The organism is Paenibacillus sp. UNC217MF (assembly GCF_000686865.1).
Classification (GTDB): Bacteria; Bacillota; Bacilli; order Paenibacillales; family Paenibacillaceae; genus Paenibacillus_B; species Paenibacillus_B suaedae.
This window is the reverse complement of sequence record NZ_KK366028.1, coordinates 232,099-255,689: the sequence shown is the minus strand read 5'-3', so window position 1 is coordinate 255,689 and position 23,591 is coordinate 232,099. Positions and strand designations below refer to the sequence as shown.

The 23,591-nt window shown below is 47.7% G+C and carries 19 protein-coding genes; 7 read left to right on the top strand and 12 right to left on the bottom strand.

Annotation, left to right across the window (positions count from 1 at the left end; translation table 11 throughout):
* Positions 1-55: 55 nt before the first annotated feature.
* The 4 genes from BP95_RS0122795 to BP95_RS0122780 form a co-directional block, all read right to left on the bottom strand.
* Positions 56-1,606, bottom strand: coding sequence for an extracellular solute-binding protein (locus BP95_RS0122795; protein ID WP_081819959.1), 1,551 nt, complete (start codon positions 1,604-1,606; stop codon positions 56-58).
* A gap of 29 nt (positions 1,607-1,635) precedes the next feature.
* Positions 1,636-2,502, bottom strand: a complete 867-nt coding sequence (locus BP95_RS0122790; protein WP_021257349.1) for a carbohydrate ABC transporter permease — start codon at positions 2,500-2,502, stop codon at positions 1,636-1,638.
* A 12-nt stretch (positions 2,503-2,514) separates the two neighbouring features.
* Positions 2,515-3,450: an ABC transporter permease gene (locus tag BP95_RS0122785; RefSeq protein WP_028533330.1), complete on the bottom strand. Its 936-nt coding sequence runs from the start codon at positions 3,448-3,450 to the stop codon at positions 2,515-2,517.
* 182 nt (positions 3,451-3,632) lie between these two features.
* Positions 3,633-5,819 (bottom strand): helix-turn-helix transcriptional regulator, encoded by a 2,187-nt coding sequence (locus BP95_RS0122780; RefSeq protein WP_028533329.1) that lies wholly within the window; start codon positions 5,817-5,819, stop codon positions 3,633-3,635.
* A gap of 251 nt (positions 5,820-6,070) precedes the next feature.
* Between BP95_RS0122780 and BP95_RS0122775 the strand changes: the two genes are divergently transcribed.
* The 3 genes from BP95_RS0122775 (at position 6,071) to BP95_RS0122765 (ending at position 10,223) form a co-directional block, all read left to right on the top strand.
* Positions 6,071-7,198 carry a copper amine oxidase N-terminal domain-containing protein gene (locus BP95_RS0122775; RefSeq protein WP_028533328.1) on the top strand — a complete coding sequence of 376 codons (1,128 nt, stop codon included), beginning with the start codon at positions 6,071-6,073 and terminating at the stop codon, positions 7,196-7,198.
* 148 nt (positions 7,199-7,346) lie between these two features.
* On the top strand, positions 7,347-8,474 hold the full coding sequence (locus BP95_RS0122770; RefSeq protein WP_028533327.1) for an ATP-binding protein: 1,128 nt from the start codon (positions 7,347-7,349) through the stop codon (positions 8,472-8,474).
* Between the two features lie 423 nt (positions 8,475-8,897).
* The gene (locus tag BP95_RS0122765) at positions 8,898-10,223 is read left to right on the top strand and encodes a PepSY-associated TM helix domain-containing protein (protein ID WP_028533326.1); all 1,326 of its coding nucleotides are present in this window, start codon (positions 8,898-8,900) and stop codon (positions 10,221-10,223) included.
* 417 nt (positions 10,224-10,640) lie between these two features.
* Here the strand turns inward: BP95_RS0122765 and BP95_RS0122755 are convergent, their stop codons facing one another.
* The 4 genes from BP95_RS0122755 to BP95_RS0122735 all read right to left on the bottom strand — a co-directional run bounded on the left by BP95_RS0122755 (position 10,641) and on the right by BP95_RS0122735 (position 14,129).
* Positions 10,641-11,069, bottom strand: coding sequence for a threonine/serine exporter family protein (locus tag BP95_RS0122755; RefSeq protein ID WP_021257356.1), 429 nt, complete (start codon positions 11,067-11,069; stop codon positions 10,641-10,643).
* 68 nt (positions 11,070-11,137) lie between these two features.
* The gene (locus BP95_RS0122750; RefSeq protein ID WP_021257357.1) at positions 11,138-11,896 is read right to left on the bottom strand and encodes a threonine/serine exporter family protein; all 759 of its coding nucleotides are present in this window, start codon (positions 11,894-11,896) and stop codon (positions 11,138-11,140) included.
* Between the two features lie 224 nt (positions 11,897-12,120).
* Positions 12,121-13,410 carry a sensor histidine kinase gene (locus tag BP95_RS31170; protein ID WP_021257359.1) on the bottom strand — a complete coding sequence of 430 codons (1,290 nt, stop codon included), beginning with the start codon at positions 13,408-13,410 and terminating at the stop codon, positions 12,121-12,123.
* A 23-nt stretch (positions 13,411-13,433) separates the two neighbouring features.
* Complete coding sequence (locus BP95_RS0122735; RefSeq protein ID WP_021257360.1) at positions 13,434-14,129, bottom strand: response regulator transcription factor; 696 nt, start codon at positions 14,127-14,129, stop codon at positions 13,434-13,436.
* Positions 14,130-14,528: 399 nt separating this feature from the next.
* On the opposite strand from BP95_RS0122735, the gene BP95_RS0122730 reads away from it, so the two are divergent.
* From BP95_RS0122730 to pepT, 3 genes are all read left to right on the top strand, one after another.
* A complete protein-coding gene (locus BP95_RS0122730) occupies positions 14,529-15,635 on the top strand; it encodes a C45 family autoproteolytic acyltransferase/hydrolase (RefSeq protein ID WP_028533323.1) in 1,107 nt (368 codons plus the stop codon).
* 14 nt (positions 15,636-15,649) lie between these two features.
* Positions 15,650-16,534 (top strand): AraC family transcriptional regulator, encoded by an 885-nt coding sequence (locus tag BP95_RS0122725; protein ID WP_021257362.1) that lies wholly within the window; start codon positions 15,650-15,652, stop codon positions 16,532-16,534.
* A gap of 142 nt (positions 16,535-16,676) precedes the next feature.
* Positions 16,677-17,915: a peptidase T gene (gene pepT, locus BP95_RS0122720; protein ID WP_021257363.1), complete on the top strand. Its 1,239-nt coding sequence runs from the start codon at positions 16,677-16,679 to the stop codon at positions 17,913-17,915.
* A 193-nt stretch (positions 17,916-18,108) separates the two neighbouring features.
* On the opposite strand, the gene BP95_RS0122715 is transcribed toward pepT, so the two are convergent.
* The gene (locus BP95_RS0122715; protein ID WP_021257364.1) at positions 18,109-20,061 is read right to left on the bottom strand and encodes a GTP-binding protein; all 1,953 of its coding nucleotides are present in this window, start codon (positions 20,059-20,061) and stop codon (positions 18,109-18,111) included.
* A 127-nt stretch (positions 20,062-20,188) separates the two neighbouring features.
* Here BP95_RS0122715 and BP95_RS0122710 point away from each other — a divergent pair, with 127 nt between their 5' ends.
* Entirely contained in the window at positions 20,189-20,950 is a 762-nt protein-coding gene (locus BP95_RS0122710) for a tyrosine-protein phosphatase (protein ID WP_028533322.1), read from the top strand.
* Between the two features lie 347 nt (positions 20,951-21,297).
* On the opposite strand, the gene BP95_RS0122705 is transcribed toward BP95_RS0122710, so the two are convergent.
* The 3 genes from BP95_RS0122705 to BP95_RS0122695 all read right to left on the bottom strand — a co-directional run bounded on the left by BP95_RS0122705 (position 21,298) and on the right by BP95_RS0122695 (position 23,582).
* The gene (locus BP95_RS0122705; RefSeq protein ID WP_231515176.1) at positions 21,298-21,747 is read right to left on the bottom strand and encodes a MerR family transcriptional regulator; all 450 of its coding nucleotides are present in this window, start codon (positions 21,745-21,747) and stop codon (positions 21,298-21,300) included.
* Positions 21,748-22,761, bottom strand: coding sequence for a medium chain dehydrogenase/reductase family protein (locus tag BP95_RS0122700; protein WP_021257367.1), 1,014 nt, complete (start codon positions 22,759-22,761; stop codon positions 21,748-21,750).
* A 113-nt stretch (positions 22,762-22,874) separates the two neighbouring features.
* Positions 22,875-23,582: a DNA alkylation repair protein gene (locus BP95_RS0122695; RefSeq protein WP_028533320.1), complete on the bottom strand. Its 708-nt coding sequence runs from the start codon at positions 23,580-23,582 to the stop codon at positions 22,875-22,877.
* Positions 23,583-23,591: the final 9 nt, after the last annotated feature.

Sequence of the window (23,591 nt, the reverse complement as noted above, 5' to 3'; positions counted from 1 at the left end):
GAAGTGGCTATCCATGAAGTCGCAAGACTTCTGGATAGCCTCTTTTTTTGATGAGCTACTTCTTTGCCAAGAAGGCATCGATTTGACGCTGCAGCTCCTGCTGAATCCGCTTGAGGGAAGGCCCTGCTTCAGCCTCGAATTTCTTCAGTGTCTCCTCAGGATCAAGGACGCCATTGAACAATGCAGGATAGTACTTCGCCTCGACCGTATTATATTGGCTAAGGTCATTCTGTACAGCAGAGGAATCGAATTCGAATCCCGTCAATATATCCTTCGTGAAACTGTCTGCATCACGAAGCACAGCATCAAAATGTTCGTATGTTTTGTCTGCTCCCGCATCCGTCCGTTCATCAATAGGATTCCATACCCATACGTAGCCAAATTGTGAATACCCCTTCGTATCAAGCACTTTATATTCCTTGTCGCCAATAGCTTCCCAATGCTTCCCTTGTATCCCGTAGGACAGCAGATCATAGTTATCCTTCTGATTCGCCCAGTCCATAAACATAACTGCGCGTTCCTTATTTTTGCTTACCTTCGGAACAGCAAGGAAGTTCCACTGCTTGAAGTTCGAGATATTTGCCCCTTTGGTCGGATCGAAGAAGGTCACGGTCTCCAGATCACCGTTCGGAACATTGCTCTTGAACTGCTGATCGAAGGAGAGTCCTGTACCGAACGATCCCTTCGTCACGATAGCGGCTTTCCCGCTCATGAAAGGCTGGATGAAATCCTTCGCAGTCAAAATATCCTTGTATACGAGGCCATCTTTATACATCTGTCTGGCCTCCTTCAACCATGTCATAATCGGTTCCTTATCCTCGAACAGATTGAATACCTTGCCATCATTATTTTTGTAGTATAAGGTCAGACTGCTTCCGAGTGCATGGGTAAACCGCGCATGCGTAATGTAATCATGAAGACTGCGCTGGCCGACAATCGAATACGTCTGCTGCCCGGAGGTTCCTGCCGCCGTGAACGGGGCGATGCCTGGCTCCTTCTCCTTCACCTTGTAAGCAAAATCAATTAACTCCTTATAGGTCTTGATAGGCGGCACACCCAGCTTCTCACGAATATCCTTGCGCACGACATAAGCGTTGCCTGCCATGTAGACTAATCCGAGCGGCACTGCCATGATTTTGCCGTCATACTTGTTCGCATCCCACATTTGCTGTGGACGCTTCTCCAACACGTTCTTGCCATACTGCTTGAGCAGATCATCCAGTGGCTCATAGTAGCCGTCTGCTATCATTTGATTGATATGCAGCCATGGTGCATCGAAGATCAGATCGATATTTTCACCAGAAGCAAGGGTCACCTGAGTCTTCTGCCCCAAGTCAGCCCACGGCACGAATACGATGTCCAGCTTGACGTTGATCGTATCCTTCATCCGCTTTTCTGCTTCAGCTATGACAAGATCCATATCCGGTGGCCGGTCTCCCGGGATCATAATCTTCAATGTAACCGGTTCCAATTTGCTGCCTGATGACTCGCTCCCCTTCGAGGCATTCGTGCTGGACGATCCTTGCGTCCCTTTTGAGCAGCCCACAATCAGAGACAAGGACAATAGCAACACAAGCGAGATGTTCCACCAGCGTTTCATTTTCATTTCTTCGTCCCCCTACAACAAGATATGAATTAGCCTTTCACGGATCCTAATGTCATGCCTTTAATGAAATATTTCTGTACAAATGGATATACGAACACAATCGGCCCAATTGTGATGCAGACAATAGCAAGCTGCATGCCGTAGGTTGGGACGACAATATTGTATTCCGTCCTGCTCCCGGCTACGTATGCCATGGCATTCAAGTTAGACATCAGCTGCCTGATCATCATCTGCAGCGGATGAAGCTTATAGTTATCAATAAATAGCAGCGACAAGTACCAGTCATTCCAATATTGCAGCGCATAGAACAGAGCAACCGTTGCAATGACCGGCAAGGAAATCGGCCATATGACACGGAAGAAGATACGAATGTCATTGGCCCCATCCACAGTGGCTGCTTCGTTCAACTCATAAGGCAGAGACCGATAATAGGACACAAGGATGAAGGCATAGAACGGGTTCAGCAGGTATGGCAGGACAAGAGCCCATAAAGAGTCTTTCAGATTAAGCCAGTTCGCAATAAGCATGTAGAATCCTACAAGTCCTGCGCCGAACAGCATCGTGAAGAAGGTCAGGAAGGACAGAATATTCCGATATTTCACCTTCGGATGACTTAGCACGTATGCATAGGAAGCTGTAAGGAGAACGCCAAGCACCGTTCCGGTAATGGTGACAAATAACGTGACACCATAGCTCCGGAAGACCTGATCTCCGGACAAGAGCATGGCGTACGCATCTAAGCTGAAGGACGTGGGGAACAACTGATATCCAGCAGTCTGGATATAGGATTCGTTCGCAAAGGAATTGATCAATACAATCCAAAACGGGATGAAGCAAATCAGGGCAAAACCAATTAGAAAACCATATACAATGACAAGAAACAATCGTTCACGCATGTTCATCACACCTTAGAACAATCTAGAATCTGGGTCAACCTTCCGTGTCAACCAATTGAAAAAAACAACGGCGATGAGTCCCATAAGAGACTGATAGAGGATAATCGCAGAGGACATGCTGAAGTTACCCATCTGCCGCAGCGCGCGATATGCATACGTATCAATGACATCCGTCGTTGGGAATAATACGCCAACATCTCCAATAATGGCGTATATCATACCAAAATCCCCGTAGAATATTCGGCCGATGCCAAGCAGCGTCATAATGATGATGATCGGACGCAATAGCGGAAGCGTGATATACATGATTTGCTGGAAGCGGCTCGCCCCTTCCATTTTGGCACATTCATAATATTCAGAAGAAATACTCGTAATCGATGCCAGAAAGATAATGGAGTTGTATCCCGCTACCTTCCATACGTACACGAAGGTTAGAATATACGGCCATACTCCAGGGGATAGATACCAATCCACCCCTTCAAAGCCAAGCGCCGTCAATGCCTGATTCATCATTCCTTCTGTTGAGCTGAACATCGTCTGCACCATCATGCTGACAACGAGCCAAGAAATGAAGTAGGGCAGAAAGACAAATGATTGCGCGGTCTTCTTGAACCACTTGCCTGTGACCTCATTCAACAGAATGGCGAGCACAACTGCTGTCCCAAGACCGAACACAAGAAACAATCCGTTCAGAAATACGGTGTTCCATGTGACGCGCAGCCAGTCATTGCCTTGAAAGAAGAACTCGAAGTTCTGGAAGCCTATCCACTCACTGCCGAACAGTCCATCGGCAAGCCGGTATCTCTGGAAAGCCAGCAAGTGCCCCAGCATTGGCATATAAGCAAAGAGAAGCAGAAACAGCAGCCCTGGCAGAGCGAGTAAGTATAGGTATCGATTCTTCCTTATCTCATACACAAATCCATGGCCTCCTCTTTTTGTACGTCGCAAAGCCTCCCCTCCTCACTATTCACGATCTATGTGTGGAACCATTGAGTAATAGGGTCATCGTAGCAGTTCACCTATGTATCTCACTAGTTCTCATTGGCCGAATCAGGTTCTGCTGTGGTATATGTCAGGGTTCTTATTTTGCCGATTTGGCTTCTATTTGCGTTTACGGCTCATTCCCTCCGCTAACCACTTGCCTCTTGCACCTGCTCCAGTCGGTACTGTGCTGGTGTCATCCCTGTTGATTTTTTGAAGGCGGTGAAGAAGTGGCTCTTGGTCTGGAAGCCTGCCTGCTGTGAAATATCTGCAACACTCAAATCGGAATGCAGCAGCATTTCCTTCACCATTTCGATACGCCTATTGAGTATGTACTGAGACATGGAGTATCCATAATGATCGAGAAATAGCTGGCGCACGTATTTGGCGGAGAGTGCAATATGGTCTGCGATATCATCGACGGACAGTGCTGGATCGTGAATATGATATTGAATATATTCGACCACCTCTTGAACGATCTTCCCCTTGCGATTCAAGCTCTTCTGATTACCAAGCAGCGACATGATGCGGACTATCTCTTCCTTCATCCACATATGGATATCCTCCAGCTTCGTGAACCTCTTCAGGCGCTGCTCCATCCCCTCCACACTATCAATGGAAGTCAGCTTGCTGAAGGATTTGACGAAAGAGAAGAATAACAGCCGCAGCTGGAACTGACATTCTGAATACCTCATCGTCTGCAATCTTGCAAATAATTGCTCCAGGAGGTTCAAGGATTGCTCTTCCTTGCCGCTCCGAATAGACTGGATGAGCTGATCCAGCAATATATCATCCGGCTGACAGTGCAAATCTGCGTATCGTTCATACTCCTGCTCCGTATAAATGCGATCCTCGCCGCTAACGAACTTGAACAATGTCACCTCACATAGCTCATCATAGACAACACGCATATCATCGCGAACATGCTTGGCTGCACTATAAGCAACAGTGATGTTCATCTGCACTTGCTCCTTAGCCTGACGACGGAGCTCCGTTAATTGCTCCATCACATCATCTGCAGGTTCGGCAACTCCAATCAGAAGCAGCAGGTGATCACCGCCAAAGTCGACTACTTCGATCGTTCGGCTCTCGCTGCCTAGAAGTTCTTCCGCAATATTGCCAACTGCATACTTGAGCAGCTTCCGGGACATAAAGTCATATTGCTCCGCAATGTCATAGAAGCCATCAATCTTCACGACAGACAGCCTTATCCATTCGTGTTGAAGAATCCTCGATTCACGAGCAAGCGCTGCCCGCGTGCTGTCTCCCAATCTGCCCTGAAGAATCCATTGACGCAGGTATTCCGTCTTGATAAGGGGGTAATGATCGCGCAGCAGCGTGACACTCTGCTGAATCGCATCGTAATCACTGACAGCATGAAGTCCAAGCTTGCCGTGAACCTGATTCGCCAGTCTTCGGAAGGGCTTGAAGAAGAGATGTGAATTCCAAAATACAACGATGAGCAGGACAACTAGCAGAAGTACCGAGTACAGCACGATCGTCTGCTGAAAAGTCGTCGCCTGCTGCCGGAATTGCTTCATTCCCGAGAGCGAATATAGGGTCCAGCCTTGCGCTTCTAAGTCGATATAGTTGATGTACAGTCTCTCCCCCTCGTTCTTGAGTTCGAGAGCACCATGTTTATCATTCGATCTAGACTGAATAACCTCAGGCATAATTGACTCGTTGATTGCGCCAAGTACCTGTCTCCCCGACCGGTCTAATAACGCGACTTGATAATCCGGATCAGCGTCTCCCGCGATGAGGTACTGCTCCATTGCACGCTTATTCAACAATACAACGAGATAGCCATACTGCTCCTTACGGATATAGGAGGACGGAAGCAATAAGCCTATGTAGGATTTGTTTCCTACTTCATGATGAAAATATTGCAATAGAGTGGGAGCGCCTTGCTTCACTTTCTCGAGAATCGTATGGTCGGAGAATTCCTGAAAGTCGATCAGCCCTACATTGAAATCAATCACTTTTTCTCTGCGCATATTCAATAAGTAAGCGCCTTCAAAAAAGGGTTCTTTCGATAGGTACTTGGATAGGGTTTGGAGTGCTGCTGCATCCTGCAGTGGATCATCTTGATTCGAATACATCCAGTTCTGAATGGTCTGATCCCCGTACATAATCAGTCCATACCCTTTCAGCTTCGACAGAATAAATTCCGTCCGCTCTCTCGTCTCCTCAATTCTCTCCCGATTCATCGTACCTAACTGCACAGTGGCATAATCTGAGAAACGCTGAACAAGAAACAAGGAGAACGGAATAATGATGAGGGTGATAAATATGCCACTCCATACAAAAATGCGCAAATACGTAGATTTGAACATAACCGTAAACTGCCCCCCTCCTCGACGATCTGAACAGACAGTTGTCTGAAAACTTATGAGTACTATCTTAGCCGAACATCCCCGCAATTGCCTAGTTCTCGATCTTCCGTCAAGTTCTCTTTCGCCCAAATTCCATGTATCCAAGCTATATTCTCGCCTATTGATCGTGGTCGAATCCTTGACCTGTTGCCTTCCCCTTTCCAGATTCGTCCTGTAATATAGGATGTATATACCTATTTGGAGGGAGATCTTTGAAGATCCTAAAGTGGTTAAACTATGTTTTGGCCGCCGCCGTATTGTTGACAGCCGCCGTCTTCCTCTTCCGTCCCAAAATTGGTTTAGAGTCCGATATTACCATCCGGATTAACCATGCAGAGGCAGAACTAAACGGTAAACCCATATTTCAGTCGGGACGCATATACGTGCCAATGTTTTCACTTGGCCATTATTTATCCTTTTTCACCTGGATGGATAGTTCCAATGATTCCTTTCGCGTGCTTGTTCCCGGACAAGAGGTCATAATGAAGGTAGGGGAATCTCAAGTCAAATCCTTCGGTAAAACGATACAGCTTGAGGGAGCCCCGATTATACATAACAACGCGCTGTATGTTCCGCTTCAGCTGTTCTCTTCCGTATTGCAAGTGCCGATGTCTTGGGAAAGCAGGACTGGCACCGTGGATATTACGTATAACACGCCGTATATATTCGCAAAAGAGAAGGGTGCTGCATTTTGGTTTCGCAAAAGTATAGGTGACCTGTATATGAGTACAGGCAATAAGCCATTTTTACTTAAAAATATAAACTTGAAAACTTCGGATACCAGCATATTGACTGCATCCCAGATCAGTAATGACAGCTATATGCTGCAAATCGAAGATGACTCTACTAGGAGATATGTTATCTATAAAGCGATCATCCATCATCATGAAGTTGCGACTTCGTCCATAGTCGGTTACGAGAGAAACGGAACTAATCTTAAAAGCATTGAAAAAGCCGGAGACTTATGGATCATGATCGACAACAGCACCTTAAAACTCGCCGATACGGACGGAACAATCAAGACATCCTATTCTGCACAGGAGATTTTCGGAGAGAACGATACGTTTACGGTGGAGGAAGCCTTCGACGATTACTTGCTCGTGCGCCCATCCAGACAGAAAATCCTGTATCTCTTCAATAGGAGGACCAAAGAATCGATAGCTTTATACAAGCACCTCCTGACCGGCGAAGAAAAAGCATTGATCGACTCCGCATTGACCAATGGATTGAACAAGCAGGGCGACAGTCTTTACTTCGAGAGTATAAAGGGAGATATGCTCTATTTTACTCGGCGGATCGCTGGCGCGACTCCGAGCTCTTATACATATCAACTGAAGTAGCAGGAGACAAAGAGCCTCTGGAACTGACCTCATTTGGGGCATCCCAGGGCTCATATTATTGAAGCATGCGATTGACATGAAAAACATTCAGTTTATAATTTACTTAAATACGTAATTACGCAATTCAATAATTAGTTTGGAGTGATGTATGATGGTATCTCCACGCAACGTGGAAGCTGAGTTGGATGTACTGAAAGCTCAATTAGAAGAAGTACATCAGCTAGTCAGACGAATCGCATCAGACGGCGCTGTGCCGGGTCAGAGAGCATTCGAAATGCCCCTTACACAGTCCGCGCATCAAAGCTATGACCGAGAAGACCTCGGGGAATTGAATTACTCAGGTTCTTATTACAACAGCACGAATGAACTCTACCATTTGCCTCCTTGTCAACGACGAGTAAGCCAATTGCTTACCTTAGACAGTGATAAGGCCGCCAAGGTACTCGGCGCACTCGGGCATAAACAGCGTCTTGAGATTCTGATCTCCCTACTGCAAGGGCCGCAAACTGGACCGCAGCTTGTAGAACGGCTTCATATGGGGACAACTGGTCAATTGTATCACCATACGAAGGCTTTGCTGGGCGCTGATCTGCTCGTTCAGGAAGAACGCGGCGGAGCCTATTCCGTTCCTAAGCACCGTATTATGCCGCTCTTGCTGCTCCTATCAGCTGCCACCGACTTGAACAACGCCAGCGACTACATGGAGATGGCAGAGGCACGGAGTAATGCCGGTACTTACTTGGGAGCTCCTGAAGATGAATATGACCCGCATCTATTGATACATGCTGTCCTAGAGAACTGTATCCAAGAACACCAGGCAGGGTATTGCACAGAAGTGAACCTGTTTGTACATCAGGATAGTAGCGTTACCATTGCGGACAACGGCCGAGGCATCCCAGTGAATGTGCTTCCCGGTCACGATGTTACACAGGCACAATCCGTTCTAACGGATATGGGAAGGTTCTCAAGAAGCGCTTCGTTCACTGCTCCCGGGGGAGAACAGGGGATTAGCATGGCGGTCGTTAATGCGCTCTCATCCACGCTTTCCGTGGAGATTCGCCGTGAAGGAAGAGTATTCCGCCAAGATTATAAGCAGGGTATTCCGCAAGGAAGATTACGGACAATCGGCATTACTCAAGATACAGGAACGAGCATTACATTCCTGCCAGACAATAAGCTTTTCCGCTTGGCAATTGAATACGACATACTAGCTACCCAAATTAACATAATTAACGAAGCTCATCCTGATTTAAACATCCGTATTCATCATGAATAACTGCACGCTTTAGGCATGATTCTGGCCAAGAATCCATTTACACATCTTGTACTGTTGCAGTCTATAAAGGAATCTTGGCCCCCCCGTTGAGCTGCTGTCAGCGATCCGGTTAATCAAGCAGCTTCCTCATCCGCGGGCTTTAATGGAGGGCTCTCATTCATTGCACTCTCTCCCTTTCTTCTTATGGCGTTCTACTTGTGACCTTCTACGACTTCAATTGCCTCTTCTTCTTGCCACACCAATTTCCTATATATACCATTATAAAATTATCCTCTACTACGATTATCTCGAAATTAAGTAACTAAATTTTCAATAAATGCGGTGAAATATAGCCCGATCGAGTCTTGTCCGCTTTTTCGCCTCCACATACAATGACCTAGTATTGCAACCTAGCCCCTGTTTTTAGAGGAGGAACATCATAGTATGAAAACAAACAACAGACTTAGCCATATGTTTTGGCGATGGCATTTCTATGCGGGGTTGTTCATTGCCCCCCTGCTGATTACGTTATCGCTTAGCGGAATTGGATATCTGTTCAAATCGGAAATCGAGGATATCGCATACAAATCGCTTCACTTCGGACAGAGCACCAACACCCAGACCTTAACAACAAGTCAATCAATTGCAGCTGCGGAGCAAGCGTACCCGGGAGAACGAGTGACGAAGGTCAGTTACTTCGATGATGAATCGCGCAACACCAGATTCTCCATGCGTGATGAAGCCGGTCAAGAAAGATATGTATTTGTAGATCGTAACAAACAACTCGTTGGAAGCATCCTTGCCGACGACACCTTTGGAAATATAACTCGGAATTTGCATAGTTCATTGCTAGTGGGTGGAACCGCCGTCAACTACTTGGTGGAACTAGCAGCATGCTGGGCAGTATTTCTGATCGTCTCTGGCTTATATATGGGTTGGAAAAAGAGAGCGTCTGCAACTGGATCGAAGCGTGAGAAGGCGAAGTCAAGGCATACCGTTTTCGGTATTATATTCACCATACCGTTGCTTATTCTTATCGTTACAGGGCTTCCTTGGTCTGGCTTCATGGGCAATCAGATCTATCAACTGGCGGCAAGCAACGAATCGATTGGGTATCCGAAGCTGTATGTGAGCCCGCCGCAATCCGAAGCGAAGGAGCTGCCATGGGCTACTAGAAAGGAGAAAGCTCCGCAATCCTCATCCGGCTATCTGCCACTCTCTGTAGATGATATCGAGCATATGCTCCATCATTACGGAGTGACCAAGCCTTTCGTCTTGAGCCTGCCAGCAGATGAGAAAGACGTCTACACGGCATCTAAATCCGCAGGATCAGGCATTACCGGAATGGATGTTATCAAGCCTAGCGAGGAAATAACAGCTTACTTCGATCAATATAGCGGCACACAGATTCATAAGATCGACTACCGTGATTACGGACTTATCGCCCAGTGGTTCACTTATGGGATTCCTTTGCATGAAGGGCATCTATTCGGCTGGCCGAACCAGATCCTATGCCTGCTGACGGTAGTTGCACTGCTTGCCATTGTATACTGGGGAGTTAAAATGTGGTGGATGCGCAGACCTCGGGGAAGACTTGCAGCACCTCCAAGACAGCCGTACACGAAATCAATGATCGGCTTCTATGTCATTTTAATCATTCTCGGTCTGCTCATGCCGCTGCTTGGCATGTCCCTGCTTGTGATTGCACTTATTGAATTGGTACGCTTCCTGTTATTCCGAGGAAAATCAGCGAAATCCGTAACCGGTTAATTGAAAATTAGAAAAGGGGACAGGCCTCGGCCTTCCCCTTTCTTTGCTCTACCCGGTTACAATAAAATAATCGTCCTGCCGCACACGTATGATATAATCCCCACAAACCTAATGTAAAGGAAGTGGTATTTCATGACTCTCTCTATAATGGGGGTTATGTCTCTATTATTATTCTACGCTTCATTGACAATAGGCGTTATTATCCTAATCAGCAAACGAGCAAAGGACCCCAATCGTAAACTCGCTCTCCTCACGCTAACCATTACATGTGCGATTTTGGTCAATGAGTTGTTATCCAAGTTCTTATATGGACAGCAAATTAATCTAATTATGATATTTTTATTAATCATCTTAGCCGCCTCTTGTTCTACACAATTCAGAAAGAAAAATTAAGGGAGAGCCTACTTCATCATCACCTTATCCCTTTACTCGCCTGCGCATAACCTGATGAAGCACTTCTGAAAAAATGATTCCGATCGCGATAGCACCCGATATCATCGACGCCTTGAAGGCAAGCTGAATCGCCTGATCGTACTGATCTTCTACAATATTTCGCATCGCATCATATGCTATGCCACCGGGTACAAGCGGAATGACACCGGCAACGTTGAACACAATAATCGGGGTGCGATACAGCTTAGCGAACAAATGACTCATCATCGCAATGACGAATGATGCGGCCAAGCTCGCAGGAATAGGGCCAATATTATTGTCCGTGCACAGAATATATACGAACCAGCCTGCCATGCCGACAAATCCACATTGAAGCATTAGCTTAGGCGGACTGTTGAATAGAATTCCGAACGCAGCCGAAGCAACGAAGCTCACAATGAGCTGCTCAATCATAACCAAGTGCCTCCCTCAGTCTATATGTCCATCGTGTTGAGTTCTAAATCCACTACTTAATTGCGATCCTAGGCAAATGACAAGACACAAGCGACCCCTGCTCCAATCGCGAAGGCAGTCAAAAATGCTTCCGCTCCCTTCGAGATCCCAGATACTAAGTGTCCCGCCATCAAATCACGAACTGCATTCGTAATAAGCAGCCCAGGAACAAGCGGCATCACCGACCCGATGACGATCTTATCGAGATCACGACCCAGACCATACTGCACACAGAAATAGGACACTGTTCCGACTACAATCGATGCTAGAAATTCAGAGAAAAACTTAATCCGCGATAAGCGATGGAAATACAGAAAGAGTGAAAATCCAAGCCCGCCAGCAAGCAGCGAGGGAATGAACTCAGGCCATCCGCCCCGGAACATAATCGTAAAGCAGCCGCTCGACAGCATCGCAGCAGCAATCTGCAGCCATACGGGATAAGCCAGATTGGATACCTCAATCTTTTTCAGTAAACGATGAGCCTCTGTATAGGACAAGCTGCCGCTGCTGATCTTCCGTGAAATATCATTCACGAGTGTCACCTTCTTCAGATCAGTCGACCGCTCGGATATTCGATACAAGCGTGTAATCGGTGCTGAACCATCTATCGCGAAAATAATACCTGTCGGTGTCACGAAGCTGTGGCAATTCTCGTATCCATAGGAAGCAGCAATACGTATCATGGTATCTTCCACCCGATTCGTCTCTCCACCGCTCTGCAGCATAATCTTTCCGGCTAATAAGCACAGTTGTGTAATTTCATAGCTTTCATTTGCTTGTAGGCTCATCCGATGTCTCCCCTATGAATGGCATGAATTTCCCATATTGTAACCGACAGGACAATCTTTAGTCTATGCCTGCTGATTATGCGGCTATTCGCAAGCCTTGGGGTATGCCCCTTGCGCATGAGCGACATCTCAAAAAGGCCCATTGAGTTTTCAATGAGCCTTGCCATACCGCTGAGCTCAAGCAGTGAGCTCATGCCTCAACGCCTTGTTGAACGCCTCCGCTATCACCTTGCGGAAGCACTTGAACGGGACATCGTTGGTGCTGTAACGATTACTCCATTGCTCGATGAATTCTTCGATACTGCTGGCAGTATCGTCTCGAATGTCGTTTGATACGGATTGCTGTATACCGCGATTTGTCCTCCATGAACTTCGATAATACTTTTCGTAATGGCCAGCCCGAGCCCCGTTCCGCCTGTCTCCTTGGAACGGGACTGTTCCACGCGATAGAATCGGTCGAAGATGAATGGCAGATCCCGCTCTGGTATCGGCTCGCCATAATTGATAATACGAATAATTGCTTGTCCGTCCAGTGACTGTATCTCGATGTCGATATATTTCCCCTTGCGGCCATACTGAATTGCATTTGACAATAAATTCTCATACGCCCGAACGAGCCTGTCGCCGTCTGCCAGTACATTGAGCGTGTCCTTCTCTACATGCAATCTGCACTCCAAGCCTGCCTTTTCCAGACTAGGTACGAATTCCTCCACTAATTGACGGATGAAGCTCGTAATGTGCAGTTCCTGTACTTGAAGCGGAAGTCCGTTATTGATGCGTGTATACTCGAACAAATCATCGATTAGTTTTTTCAAGTCGAGCGCTTTTTCATAGGCAATGTTGACATAATAACGAATCTCCACCTCGTCATGATAACGATCCTTCTCTATAAGCTCGAGGAAGCCGAGTATCGATGTTAGCGGTGTGCGCAAATCATGCGATACCCCCGTAATGAGATCGCTCTTTGTTTTCTCCGCCTTCCGCTCTTCCTCAATCGATTGGCTTAACTGTCGACTCATTTGGTTAATGCTCTCCGCCACATTGCCCAGCATTTGAGCTGATCTTACCGGTATTTCATGTTGAAGCTCACCCGTAGCGATTTCACCCAGTCCATGAGTAATCTCTTGCAGGTAGCTATCCAATTCAGTTGCTACGCCATTGATCCTTTGTGCAATATCGCCTAGTTCGTCCGACGAATCTATTTGGATGTTCACAGCGAAGTTCCCGTTCGCCATCTCCTGTAGCCCATTGGAGATATTCGTGAATTGACTTACTATAGGGCGACTCAGCTGATAGTAGCTAAATATAAATAATAGGCATCCCGACATGACAAACACGGGCTGGGAGCCGATATTGTTGATCACCCATTTCAGCGCTATATTATACGGACTGTGCTGCAGCAAGTAAGAGGCCAGCAGCTGTCCGAGCAGCAAAAAAATACCCGTGGCACCGATACTCGCAATAAATGTAATTAGGAATTTCCATCGAATCGAATTCAGCCATTTCGTCGTCATGTTTCGCTTCTCCATATCCGCTCCTACCCCAATTTATAGCCGATGCCCCAGACCGTCTTGATATATTGCGGGTTTTGGCGATCCTTCTCGATTTTTTCCCTTATCTTACGAATATGTACCATTACCGTGTTTTTAGATTCCATGAAGGGCTCGTTCCACACTTCCTCGTATATCTTCTCCATGCTTAGCACGATCCCACGATTGGCCGCAAGCAGCTTCAATATGGCGAACTCCCGCGGCGTTAGCTTTACCTGAATATCATCTACCATAACCGTGTAGGTCGCTGTATTGATCACCATATCGTCAATGAAGATTTCATGTTCAGTATGCGGATTTTCCTCTTGCCGGAGCTGTTTCGTTCTCCGCAACAGAGATTTGATTCGCGCCATTAGCACGAGCGGATTGAACGGCTTCGTCTCATAATCATCGGCGCCAATGCTGAGCCCTGTAATTTTATCTATATCCTGATCCTTCGCGGACAGCATAATAATAGGTGTATTGCGTTCCTCCCGAATCTTCATGCATGCCTGAATGCCATCCATATGAGGCATCATCACATCCAGAATAATCAGCTGCACCTCATGCTTCTCCAGTAGATCCAAAGCCTCGATTCCATTGGATGCCTGAAGTAGCTCGTACCCTTCATTCTTCAAATAAATTTGCAGCAGTTCAATGATTTCCTTCTCATCATCAACGACAAGAATCGTTTCCTTGCCCATGTGACTATCTCCCTTTCCATGTATGCTAATAAAACGCTTCTGCTTGAAGGAGCGTCTCCCCTTGGTACATATTAATTCGACTTCCAACTACTTACTCCTCTTCTGGCAGCGGGATGAGGACGAACCCCTTACGCCGTTCCAACTCTGCAGCTTACGTGATAAGCGATAATAAGCGATATATAATAGGACGCCCAGTTAGGGGAATTGTTCCTGCCGTTAAGTGAATGTTAAGGAGTTAAGAATTTGATAAGGATTGACCTTCAACCAGAGACAAGAGACATCTGAATATGCCGTATTGCTGCACAGCCTTGAGAAGACAGCAGGAAATATCATAACGTAGGAAGCTTATCCCGCTACACTAGAACAAGAGCTAACAATGTCATGAAGGGGGATTTATGTATGCAGCAAATCCAAGGCTATTTTTCTTATATCGAGGGAACACATTATGAGGCGGGGTACCAGCAAGGAGAGTTTGCGAAGAAGCATCCTCACTTTCTGCAAGGCATATTATTGAACGAGCCGTTACCTGAGGATCAATGGAAAGAAGCAGCCGCACTGCTTGAACAATATTGTCCAGGAATAACGGAGGAGATTGACGGATTCTGTGCGGCATTAGAAGTGCCGCCGTCGTTGATTTCTTATTATGCCAGCTCTGCGCTTCATTCAGGATGCAGCCATTGTGCTATCCTTCCAGCTAAAACCGAGAATGGGCACACGTACATGCTCCGCAATTACGATCTCTCCCCCAATGTGGATGATATGAGGCTATGCTCTACATCCATTGAGAAGGCGTATAGGCATACTGGCTTTTCCGTATTTCTGTTCGGCAGAACGGAAGGCATGAATGAGCATGGACTATGCGTCACCTTCTCTGCTTGCGGTATGCCTGTCGGCAATGCACCCGGTATGAGACCTCCTAGAGCTAGCGGCTTGCAATTCTGGGCAGTCGTGCGAGCTTTACTAGAACAGTGCCGCAACGTCAGCGAAGCCCTGCATCTCGTGAAGGAGATGCCGATTGCATCCAACATGAATCTCATCATCTGCGACCCGCATGGCCATGCAGCATTGGTCGAAACCTTCGACGGACACAAAGCAATTCGCGAGGTAGGCGATACAAACCAAACTCCTTATATCGCAGCCACGAACCATCCGCTGTTCGCGGATATTGAGCAATTGGAGCCCGGCAAATTGAATCATTCGGTTGTCCGCCAGCACATCTTGCAGCAGTTCCTGGAGCGGCCTGATTCTGTAAAGATGGAGGATCTGCAATCATTAGTTTCAACTGAATACCCGCAAGGCTTGGCTGTTCATAATTACAACCAGTGGTTCGGCACATTGCGTTCCATGCTGTTCGACTTGGATGATCGAACGATCAATATATGCTTTGGTTCTCCAATTGATAATCCATGGTATACTGTGCCCGTAGGCGGGAAAATACCAGTAGATCATGTGCAGATATCGATACGTCATCATGATTATGCACCTGATTTTTGGCAAATGAAATAAGTGGTGATCCGGTTATGCAAACCTATAAGGAACAGATTGAACAAGCGATTCGATTCATCGAATCGCATCTGACAGAGCGGCTGGATGCAGAGCGTGTAGCCGCCTCTGTCCATTTGTCATACTATCATTTTCATCGTATTTTTGCTGCAATGACAGGGGAGAAACTCGGTGACTACATTCGTAAGCGTAGACTAACCGAAGCTGCTGTAGTCTTACTGTCGAGTGAGCGATCCATATTGGACATTGCCTTAGAGTTTCAATTTGAGTCCCAAGAGGCCTTCTCCCGCTCATTCAAGCAGGTCTTCGGCATAACGCCAGGCAGTTTCCGTAAGCGCAGCAGACGTCCCATCTTCCTCGAGAAGGATACACTGCTGGGCGATCGCCTGCAGCATCGGCTTGACTCCATTAGCCTTGTCCCAAGCATCACAGAAATCGTGAGTGATATTCATGTCGTAGGAGTTAGTGGGGCTGTCTCTCCCGATCACAATACGATACCGGAACTGTGGAAGGAACTACTTCAACGTCGTCATGAAATTCGCGCTCTGACGTCGGAACTCACAAGCTACGGAATATGTCCACCCCAACAAGATGTCAGGTTCCGAGACATCACGGAGCATTCGACTTTTGGGCATATGGCTGGATTCGCCGTGGAGCGTATTGGTGACATTCCGCACGGCATGCGGTTGTACACCATATCTGCCGGTACCTATGCTGTCTTCAAGCATCAGGGTACTACCCAGCAGCTCCGGAGCACCTACGATTACATCTGGGGAACATGGCTGAACAACACACCGCTTCGCCTCGATGATCGGGCAGACTTCGAGGTATATGGACGTGACTTCTATGGACCACACCATCCACAGTCGACGATATGGATTCACATCCCCATTCAAAAATAGGGAGGGTTCAAGAGAAGTTGGAATGGCACCCCCTCCCTCTTATACATGTTCCAAGGGGACGCTGCCACAAATAGGGTAAAGTCCTGCTATTCGTGGTAAGATGAAAGGAGATTGATACGCTACTATTCAGAGGTGAAATGTCGTGAAACAAGAACTAATTGAACGCTTTACATCCTATGTTAAAGTGAATACCCAATCCAATGACGACAGCGAAACTTGCCCTTCCACACCTGGACAGCTCGACTTGGCTCGCCTGCTCGTGGATGAGCTGAAGGCGCTCGGCATGGAAGAAGTGACAATGGACGAGAACGGCTACGTCATGGCTACGCTTCCTGCCAATACAGACAAGGACATTCCTACAATCGGCTTCCTCTCCCATGTGGACACGGCTACCGAACTATCGGGCGAAGGCGTAAATCCTCAACTGGTTGAGAACTACGACGGCAAGGACATCGTGCTGAATGAAGCACAAGGCGTTGTTCTCTCGCCAAAGGACTTCCCTGAACTACACAATTACATCGGGCATACGCTCGTTACAACAGATGGCACAACACTGCTCGGCGCAGACGATAAAGCTGGCATTACTGAAATTATGACAGCGATGGCGTACTTGATTCGCAATCCAGAGATCAAGCACGGGAAGGTTCGCGTTGCCTTCACTCCAGACGAGGAAATCGGCAGAGGCCCTCATCGCTTCGATGTGGAAGCCTTCAATGCTCGTTATGCGTACACGGTAGACGGAGGCCCGCTTGGCGAGTTGGAATATGAGAGCTTCAATGCTGCTCAAGCTACCTTGATCTTCAAGGGCAAGAACGTCCACCCGGGTACGGCCAAGAACAAAATGGTCAATGCAGCGAAAATCGCAATGGAATTCAATAGCCGCTTGCCTGTAGAGGAAGCTCCTGAATCGACAGAAGGCTATGAAGGCTTCTACCATCTGTCCTCCATTAGCGGCGATGTAGAGATGACGAAAATGCGCTACATTATTCGTGATTTCGATAGAGACAACTTTAACGCTCGCAAGCAGAACATGGAGAACATCGTGAAGAGCTTGCAGGAGAAGTATGGAGCTGAACGCATCAGCATTGAGCTGAAGGATCAGTATTACAATATGCGTGAAAAAATCGAACCTGTGAAGCACATAGTCGACATTGCCTACAAAGCGATGAAGAACGTTGGCGTAGAGCCTGATATCAAGCCGATCCGCGGCGGTACAGACGGTTCACAATTGTCTTATATGGGACTGCCTACACCGAACATTTTCACAGGCGGAGAGAACTATCATGGACGCTATGAATATGTGTCCGTCGATAATATGCAGAAGGCTACAGAGGTCATTGTTGAAATTGTGAAGCTGTTCGAACAGCAAGGCGCTGAATAATTGCTTCACGCGTTCTGTCTAAAATAGAGGAACGGAAGAAGGCTGTCCAAGTTGGGAGATTCCCCATTCTGTTGGACAGCCTTTCTTTATGGTAGTACGGAAATAAACGCTTAGACTGGCGATCGTATGAGGACGATCCTCCTTGTGCATGTAGGTCTGATGCACAAAAATTCTAGCTCCGTTATTAGCTATGTTATTCACTATGCATATGGGAATCTGCCTCATCCCATGGAACTCGATACGCCTGTCCCTTGGCACAGAAGATGGAAGAGGATGTATAGGCCGGATCTGCGTCCTTGTCGTAGCTCTTGCGTGCAATCACCTCATCCGCATTATGACACACATCGTATCCGCCGAATAGAAGCTGAAGCATCCCTCTGCCCTGTGTATAGGCGGCAAGCTCCGTGCTGTAGTTCATGAAAGTGGAGACCGGAACCTTCCCTGTGATGACCGCCTTACTGCCGATAAATGCAGGGGGTTCAAGTGCACCGTGCGCCTTCTGCACATCCGCCATTACCTTGCCCATATCATCCGTATCCACCGTTATTTTGAAGTCGTAATACGGTTCCAACAGTACGTTATCCGCCTGCTCCAACCCTTGACGCAGCGCACGGAAAGAAGCCTCTCGGAAATCCCCGCCACTCGTATGGCGGTTATGTGCTCGTCCTGTCAGCAGTGTAATCCGCACGTCCGTTAGCGGCGACCCCGTCAGCAGCCCATGGTGATCCCGTTCCAGCAAATGCTGCATAATTAAATTCTGATAATTGACGCCAAGCTCATCGGGATGACACTCGTTGAACATCTGAATGCCGCTGTCTCGTTCTCCAGGCTCCATACGCAAGCGTGCCTCTGCATAGTGCCCAAGCGGTTCGAAGTGTCCGCATCCATTCACGGTAGAGCGTATCGTTTCTTTATAGAGAATTTCAGGATCCGCAAATGATACCGTAATGCCGAATCGTTCCTTCACGATCCGCGCTAACACTTCCAGTTGAATAGCACCCATGACGTGAATGTGAATCTCCTGAACATGCTCATCCCACTGCACACGAAGAGCAGGATCTTCCGCATCCAACCGGTGGAAGCAAGCCAGCACCTCCTTCACGTGCAACTCGGCTGGGAAGATAACTTTAGACTTGAGTGTAGGTACAATATGATAGATAGCAGTGTCCTTATAGGCGCCGACACCCACTCCTGCAGAAGCAGCCGTAAGCCCCGTAACCGCACATAGCTGTCCTGCTTCTACTCGCTCGACATTCTGCGCCTTCTGCCCATTATAGATACGAATCGATGTAATCTTCTCCAAGATGGTATCCGCTTCTGTTCCATATCGGATTTCATCCCGAACAGACAACGTCCCGCTCGTGACCTTCATATGGGTCGTACGAGTTCCCTGATCATCATAGCGGACTTTATACACCAGTCCCGCCATTTCCCCCGTCGTGCAATATTCAGTCTGTACGAATTGATGGATAAGCTCCAAAGCCTGCTGCACGCCTACATCCTGAAGCGCCGAACCGCATACGCAAGGGAACCATCTGCGCTCGGCAAGCATATGCCGCATCTCCCTCAGCCATACTGCCTGCTCATAACCCTCCTCCATATAGAGCTCGAACAACTGATCATTCCGTTCCGCCATGAAAGCAATGATCTCTTCACTCAGACCCTGATCCGGATCAAAAGACGTCATGTCGATGATATCTGCGGTCAAATTCTCGCGGATATCTGCGATGACCTGATCTGCATTCGCACCCACTCGATCTATTTTGTTCAAGAAGAAGACTGTTGGCACTCCCCGCTCCTGCAGCAGCTTCCATACCGTTTCGGTGTGCCCTTGAACACCTTCCACACTGTTTACAATGATGACGCCCACATCCATGACTTGTATCGCCCGCTCCATTTCCGCGGAAAAATCGACGTGGCCGGGTGTATCGATAAGTGTGTAGGTGTTGCCTTTGTATGTCATCACGGCTTGATCCGCAAATATCGTGATGCCGCGTTCCTTCTCAATCTCATGGCTATCCAGAAATGCATCCTTGTTATCTACTCGTCCCCGCTGCTGTATGCTTCGCGTATGATACAGCACCTGCTCGGCAAAGGTCGTTTTCCCTGCGTCCACATGGGCGAACAGGCCCAATGTAATATTCATAAAGACACCTCATTGCTGCTATAAATGTCTGTCCCCTGCGTCTGTTTTGCCCATTTCTGCTTATGTCCCTTTCCTGTTGTCTATGATAGCATAGACTTACCTACTTCATGAGAGGCGGATAGAAGCAATGATCGAAGACAACAATCAATTCGTACCACAGCCAAAGCAAAATGAACGAATCATCAGCTTGGAAGGCGCATGCAATGTGCGTGACCTAGGGGGATATTCAACAAAAGAAGGACGTGCAATCCAATGGGGGCGCTTCTATCGCGGTGATGGCCAGCACAAGCTGACCGAGCGCGACCAAGCGCAATTGCTGGGACGCGGAATTCATACGGTTATCGACTTGCGTCACGCGCAAGAGGTGAGCGTCGCCAAGGATGCATTTGCTGATTCCGACAACGTTGCCTATCATAATGTCGATCTCCTGAACCCAGCGACAACGAACCAACCTCAAGTTAACAGTCTAGCCGATCTGTATGTCAGTATGCTGGACAATAGCCAAGATGCATTCCTGCGTATATTCGAAATTCTTGCTAGTCCTTCTGACGAAGCCGTTCTCTTCCACTGTACAGCTGGGAAAGATCGAACAGGTATGGTTGCTGCCTTGCTTCTGGATCTGGCAGATGTACCGCATACAACCATTATTGAAGATTATGCGATGACAGCTGAATGTCTCCTCCCTATTATGGATGAGCTGCGCGCTGGCCGACCGGAAGGAATGCCTGCTGACTTATATGAACGGTTGCTAGGATGCAATCCTAGCAACATGGAAATGATGCTTCAACATTTGCATGCAGCATATGGAGGATCAGAGCGTTATTTAGCGGCAATTGGATTGACCGAAAGGCAAATCATAGCCTTGAAGCAGAAACTGCTTGAGGCATAAACAATAGTTAGGAACAGGACTAACCCCACTCGGATTAGTCCTGTTTGCGTGTGAGGACGAAGCAATCCAGAGTACGTATTGTACCTAGTCGTAAATATGGTATTAACTCATTTTAAAGGGCATTTATCCCATTCATAGAATGCACATGATTATCATCTCTTTGTATAGGAGGTATTGCGAAATGTGGCAGGTGCTATTGGAGTTGGCGGGATAGCAGCCATTTTATTTGTTTCTTACTCTCATCCTAATTGATACTTAATTGTTCCAATATCTCTTATAGCAAAGGTATATCAGTGAAATAAATAGAACTTGTTGATCAATCAGGGCAAACCCACATCGGCTAGCCCCTATGAATCCATTGCCTTCTTCTCCTGAGTCAGTAGCATAGCGGCGTACATCTTTCTTTTCTCCTCAGCTATCGTTCTGACAGATTCCAGCTGTTCAATCTGCGTGTTAAGTCGCGCAAGATGACGATCAAGCATATCCATTCGTTTGTACAGTGTATCCTCTATATCATGCGGCAGACGCTCGCCAGACAATAGACATCCATCCTCTGTAAATGCTGCAATATCCTCCAGCTTCATGCCCGTTTGCTTCAGTCCATAGATGAATTGAATGAACCTCAAATCCTGATCGGTATACTGCCTCACGCCTTCCGGCTTCCCACCCTGACGCTGCGGACTAGGGAGGAGGCCAATCTGTTCATAGTATCGAAGTGTATAGGCAGATACCCCGGTTATTCGTGCTGCTTCCCCAATGGAGTACATCCCTTTATCAGCTCCTTCCCATTGACTCAATTACGCAATTTCCACAAGAATGATTTTCCCGACAGAATGAGCTCCTGCCAACAGTTCCTGCGCGCGAGCTGCCTCTCGCAGCGGAATCCGATGAGAGATAAGCGGATGGATCTCACCCGCTTCCAGCAGGGACATGACGGCCTGCACATCTTCACGGAACCAATCCAATCGTTCCTTCTTTAGCGTAGTAATACTATACATGTGCACAGGGTTCCCACTCTCCGTTGTTCCGCGGGCAGCCGCCCCCATCCAATCCTTCACCCAGTTGTTATTATGTCCCTGTTCAAGTACAGATGTGTAGCCGTAACCGACAAAGCGCCCTTTCGAACTCAACGTCCGCATGGAACGCTCCCAATTGGAGCCCCCAATCGGATCGAACACGGCAGCCATTCCTTCAGGAACGATGCTAGCAAGTACCTCAACGAAGTCATCTGCATGATAATCTATCGGAATCGCGCCATACCCTGCAACAACCTGATGCTTCGCTGCCGAGGCTGTTCCGTACATCTCCAGTTTCGCCAATCGCCCCAAGTCCAGCAACGCTGTCCCTACACCACCGCTCGCGCCATGGATAAGGATTCGTTCCCCCTCCGATACATTCGCGATGCGGTGCAGCATCTGATATGCCGTCACATAATTCAGCATACAAGCTGCCGCCTCTGAAGCATCTACTGCCGCAGGGATCAGAACAACATCCTCCATTTGGGCATACACATGCGATGCATATCCACCTGTTCCGTTAAAAAATACAGCAACGCGATCCCCTACTGCATAGTCGTTCACGCCAGCTCCAACTGCATCAACGATCCCAACCGCATCATATCCAGGAACAAAAGGTACCTCAGGCGACATCGGATACAGACCTTCCCTGCGCATAATATCTGCAAGCGCAACGCCAGCACTCTGTACCTTCACGCGAACTTCGCCCGCTTCGGGTGTACGCAGTGGTTCCTGCATAGCCCTCAATACCTCAGAGCCCCCATACTCAGTTACCATCATCTTGGTGTTCCACACAAGCCATCTCTCCTTTAGCAACTTCTTCATTGATGGCTGTATTGTATTCCTTCGAGTTTACTCGAAGTCAATACCATAAAATAAGCACAGGAACCCGAATCCTGTGCTTCACCTTAACATATACATGTCTTTCGCTTAGCGCCGAGCTTGCCTGCGGCTTCCACTTTGCGAATATAGGCCGCCGCTTCCGGTACTTTGCAAGCTGTCTCGCCCATATTGACATTCACTTTGCCGATGGCCTCTGCCACCCGCATTGCCTCATCATGCAAGGCCAGTACATACGAGCCTACTACTATAACAAATTGATTCATTGCATACCGCACCCGATTGCGTTCCTGATGAACCGTCGATTCGACGATTGCGAGCATTCTCCTCAATTCTTCGTTATCCAGCTTCATGTCAGGCGTAATCGAGATATAGTGCAGATAGGTGCTCCATCCGCATGTCGCGATCATCTCTTCGCTGGATGCCATCCACTCGCGCGCTAATTCGAGAGCATACGGACTTTCCGCAGCTACACCAGCTACCGTACATTCTACAATCATATGCCAGTGTGCCTTTTGGGCCCATGATTGCAGAAGCTCCTTGGTCATTGCAGATGGATCGACCGTCAGCCCTGCCAAATACATCGCATCGCTATTCCCTGTATCGAAAAGCGCACGCGCAAGCTGCTGATCCTTCTTAACTTCCTTGACCAGCCTCTTCAGATCGCCGATCTTTACGCCGAACAGCGGCTCCTGCGCCCCATGTCGGAGGAACGTTTTCTTTGTTTGTTCTGTGCCCATCGCTTCCAGCTTAGCCATGACTTCGTCCAGTGTCACCGTCATTCC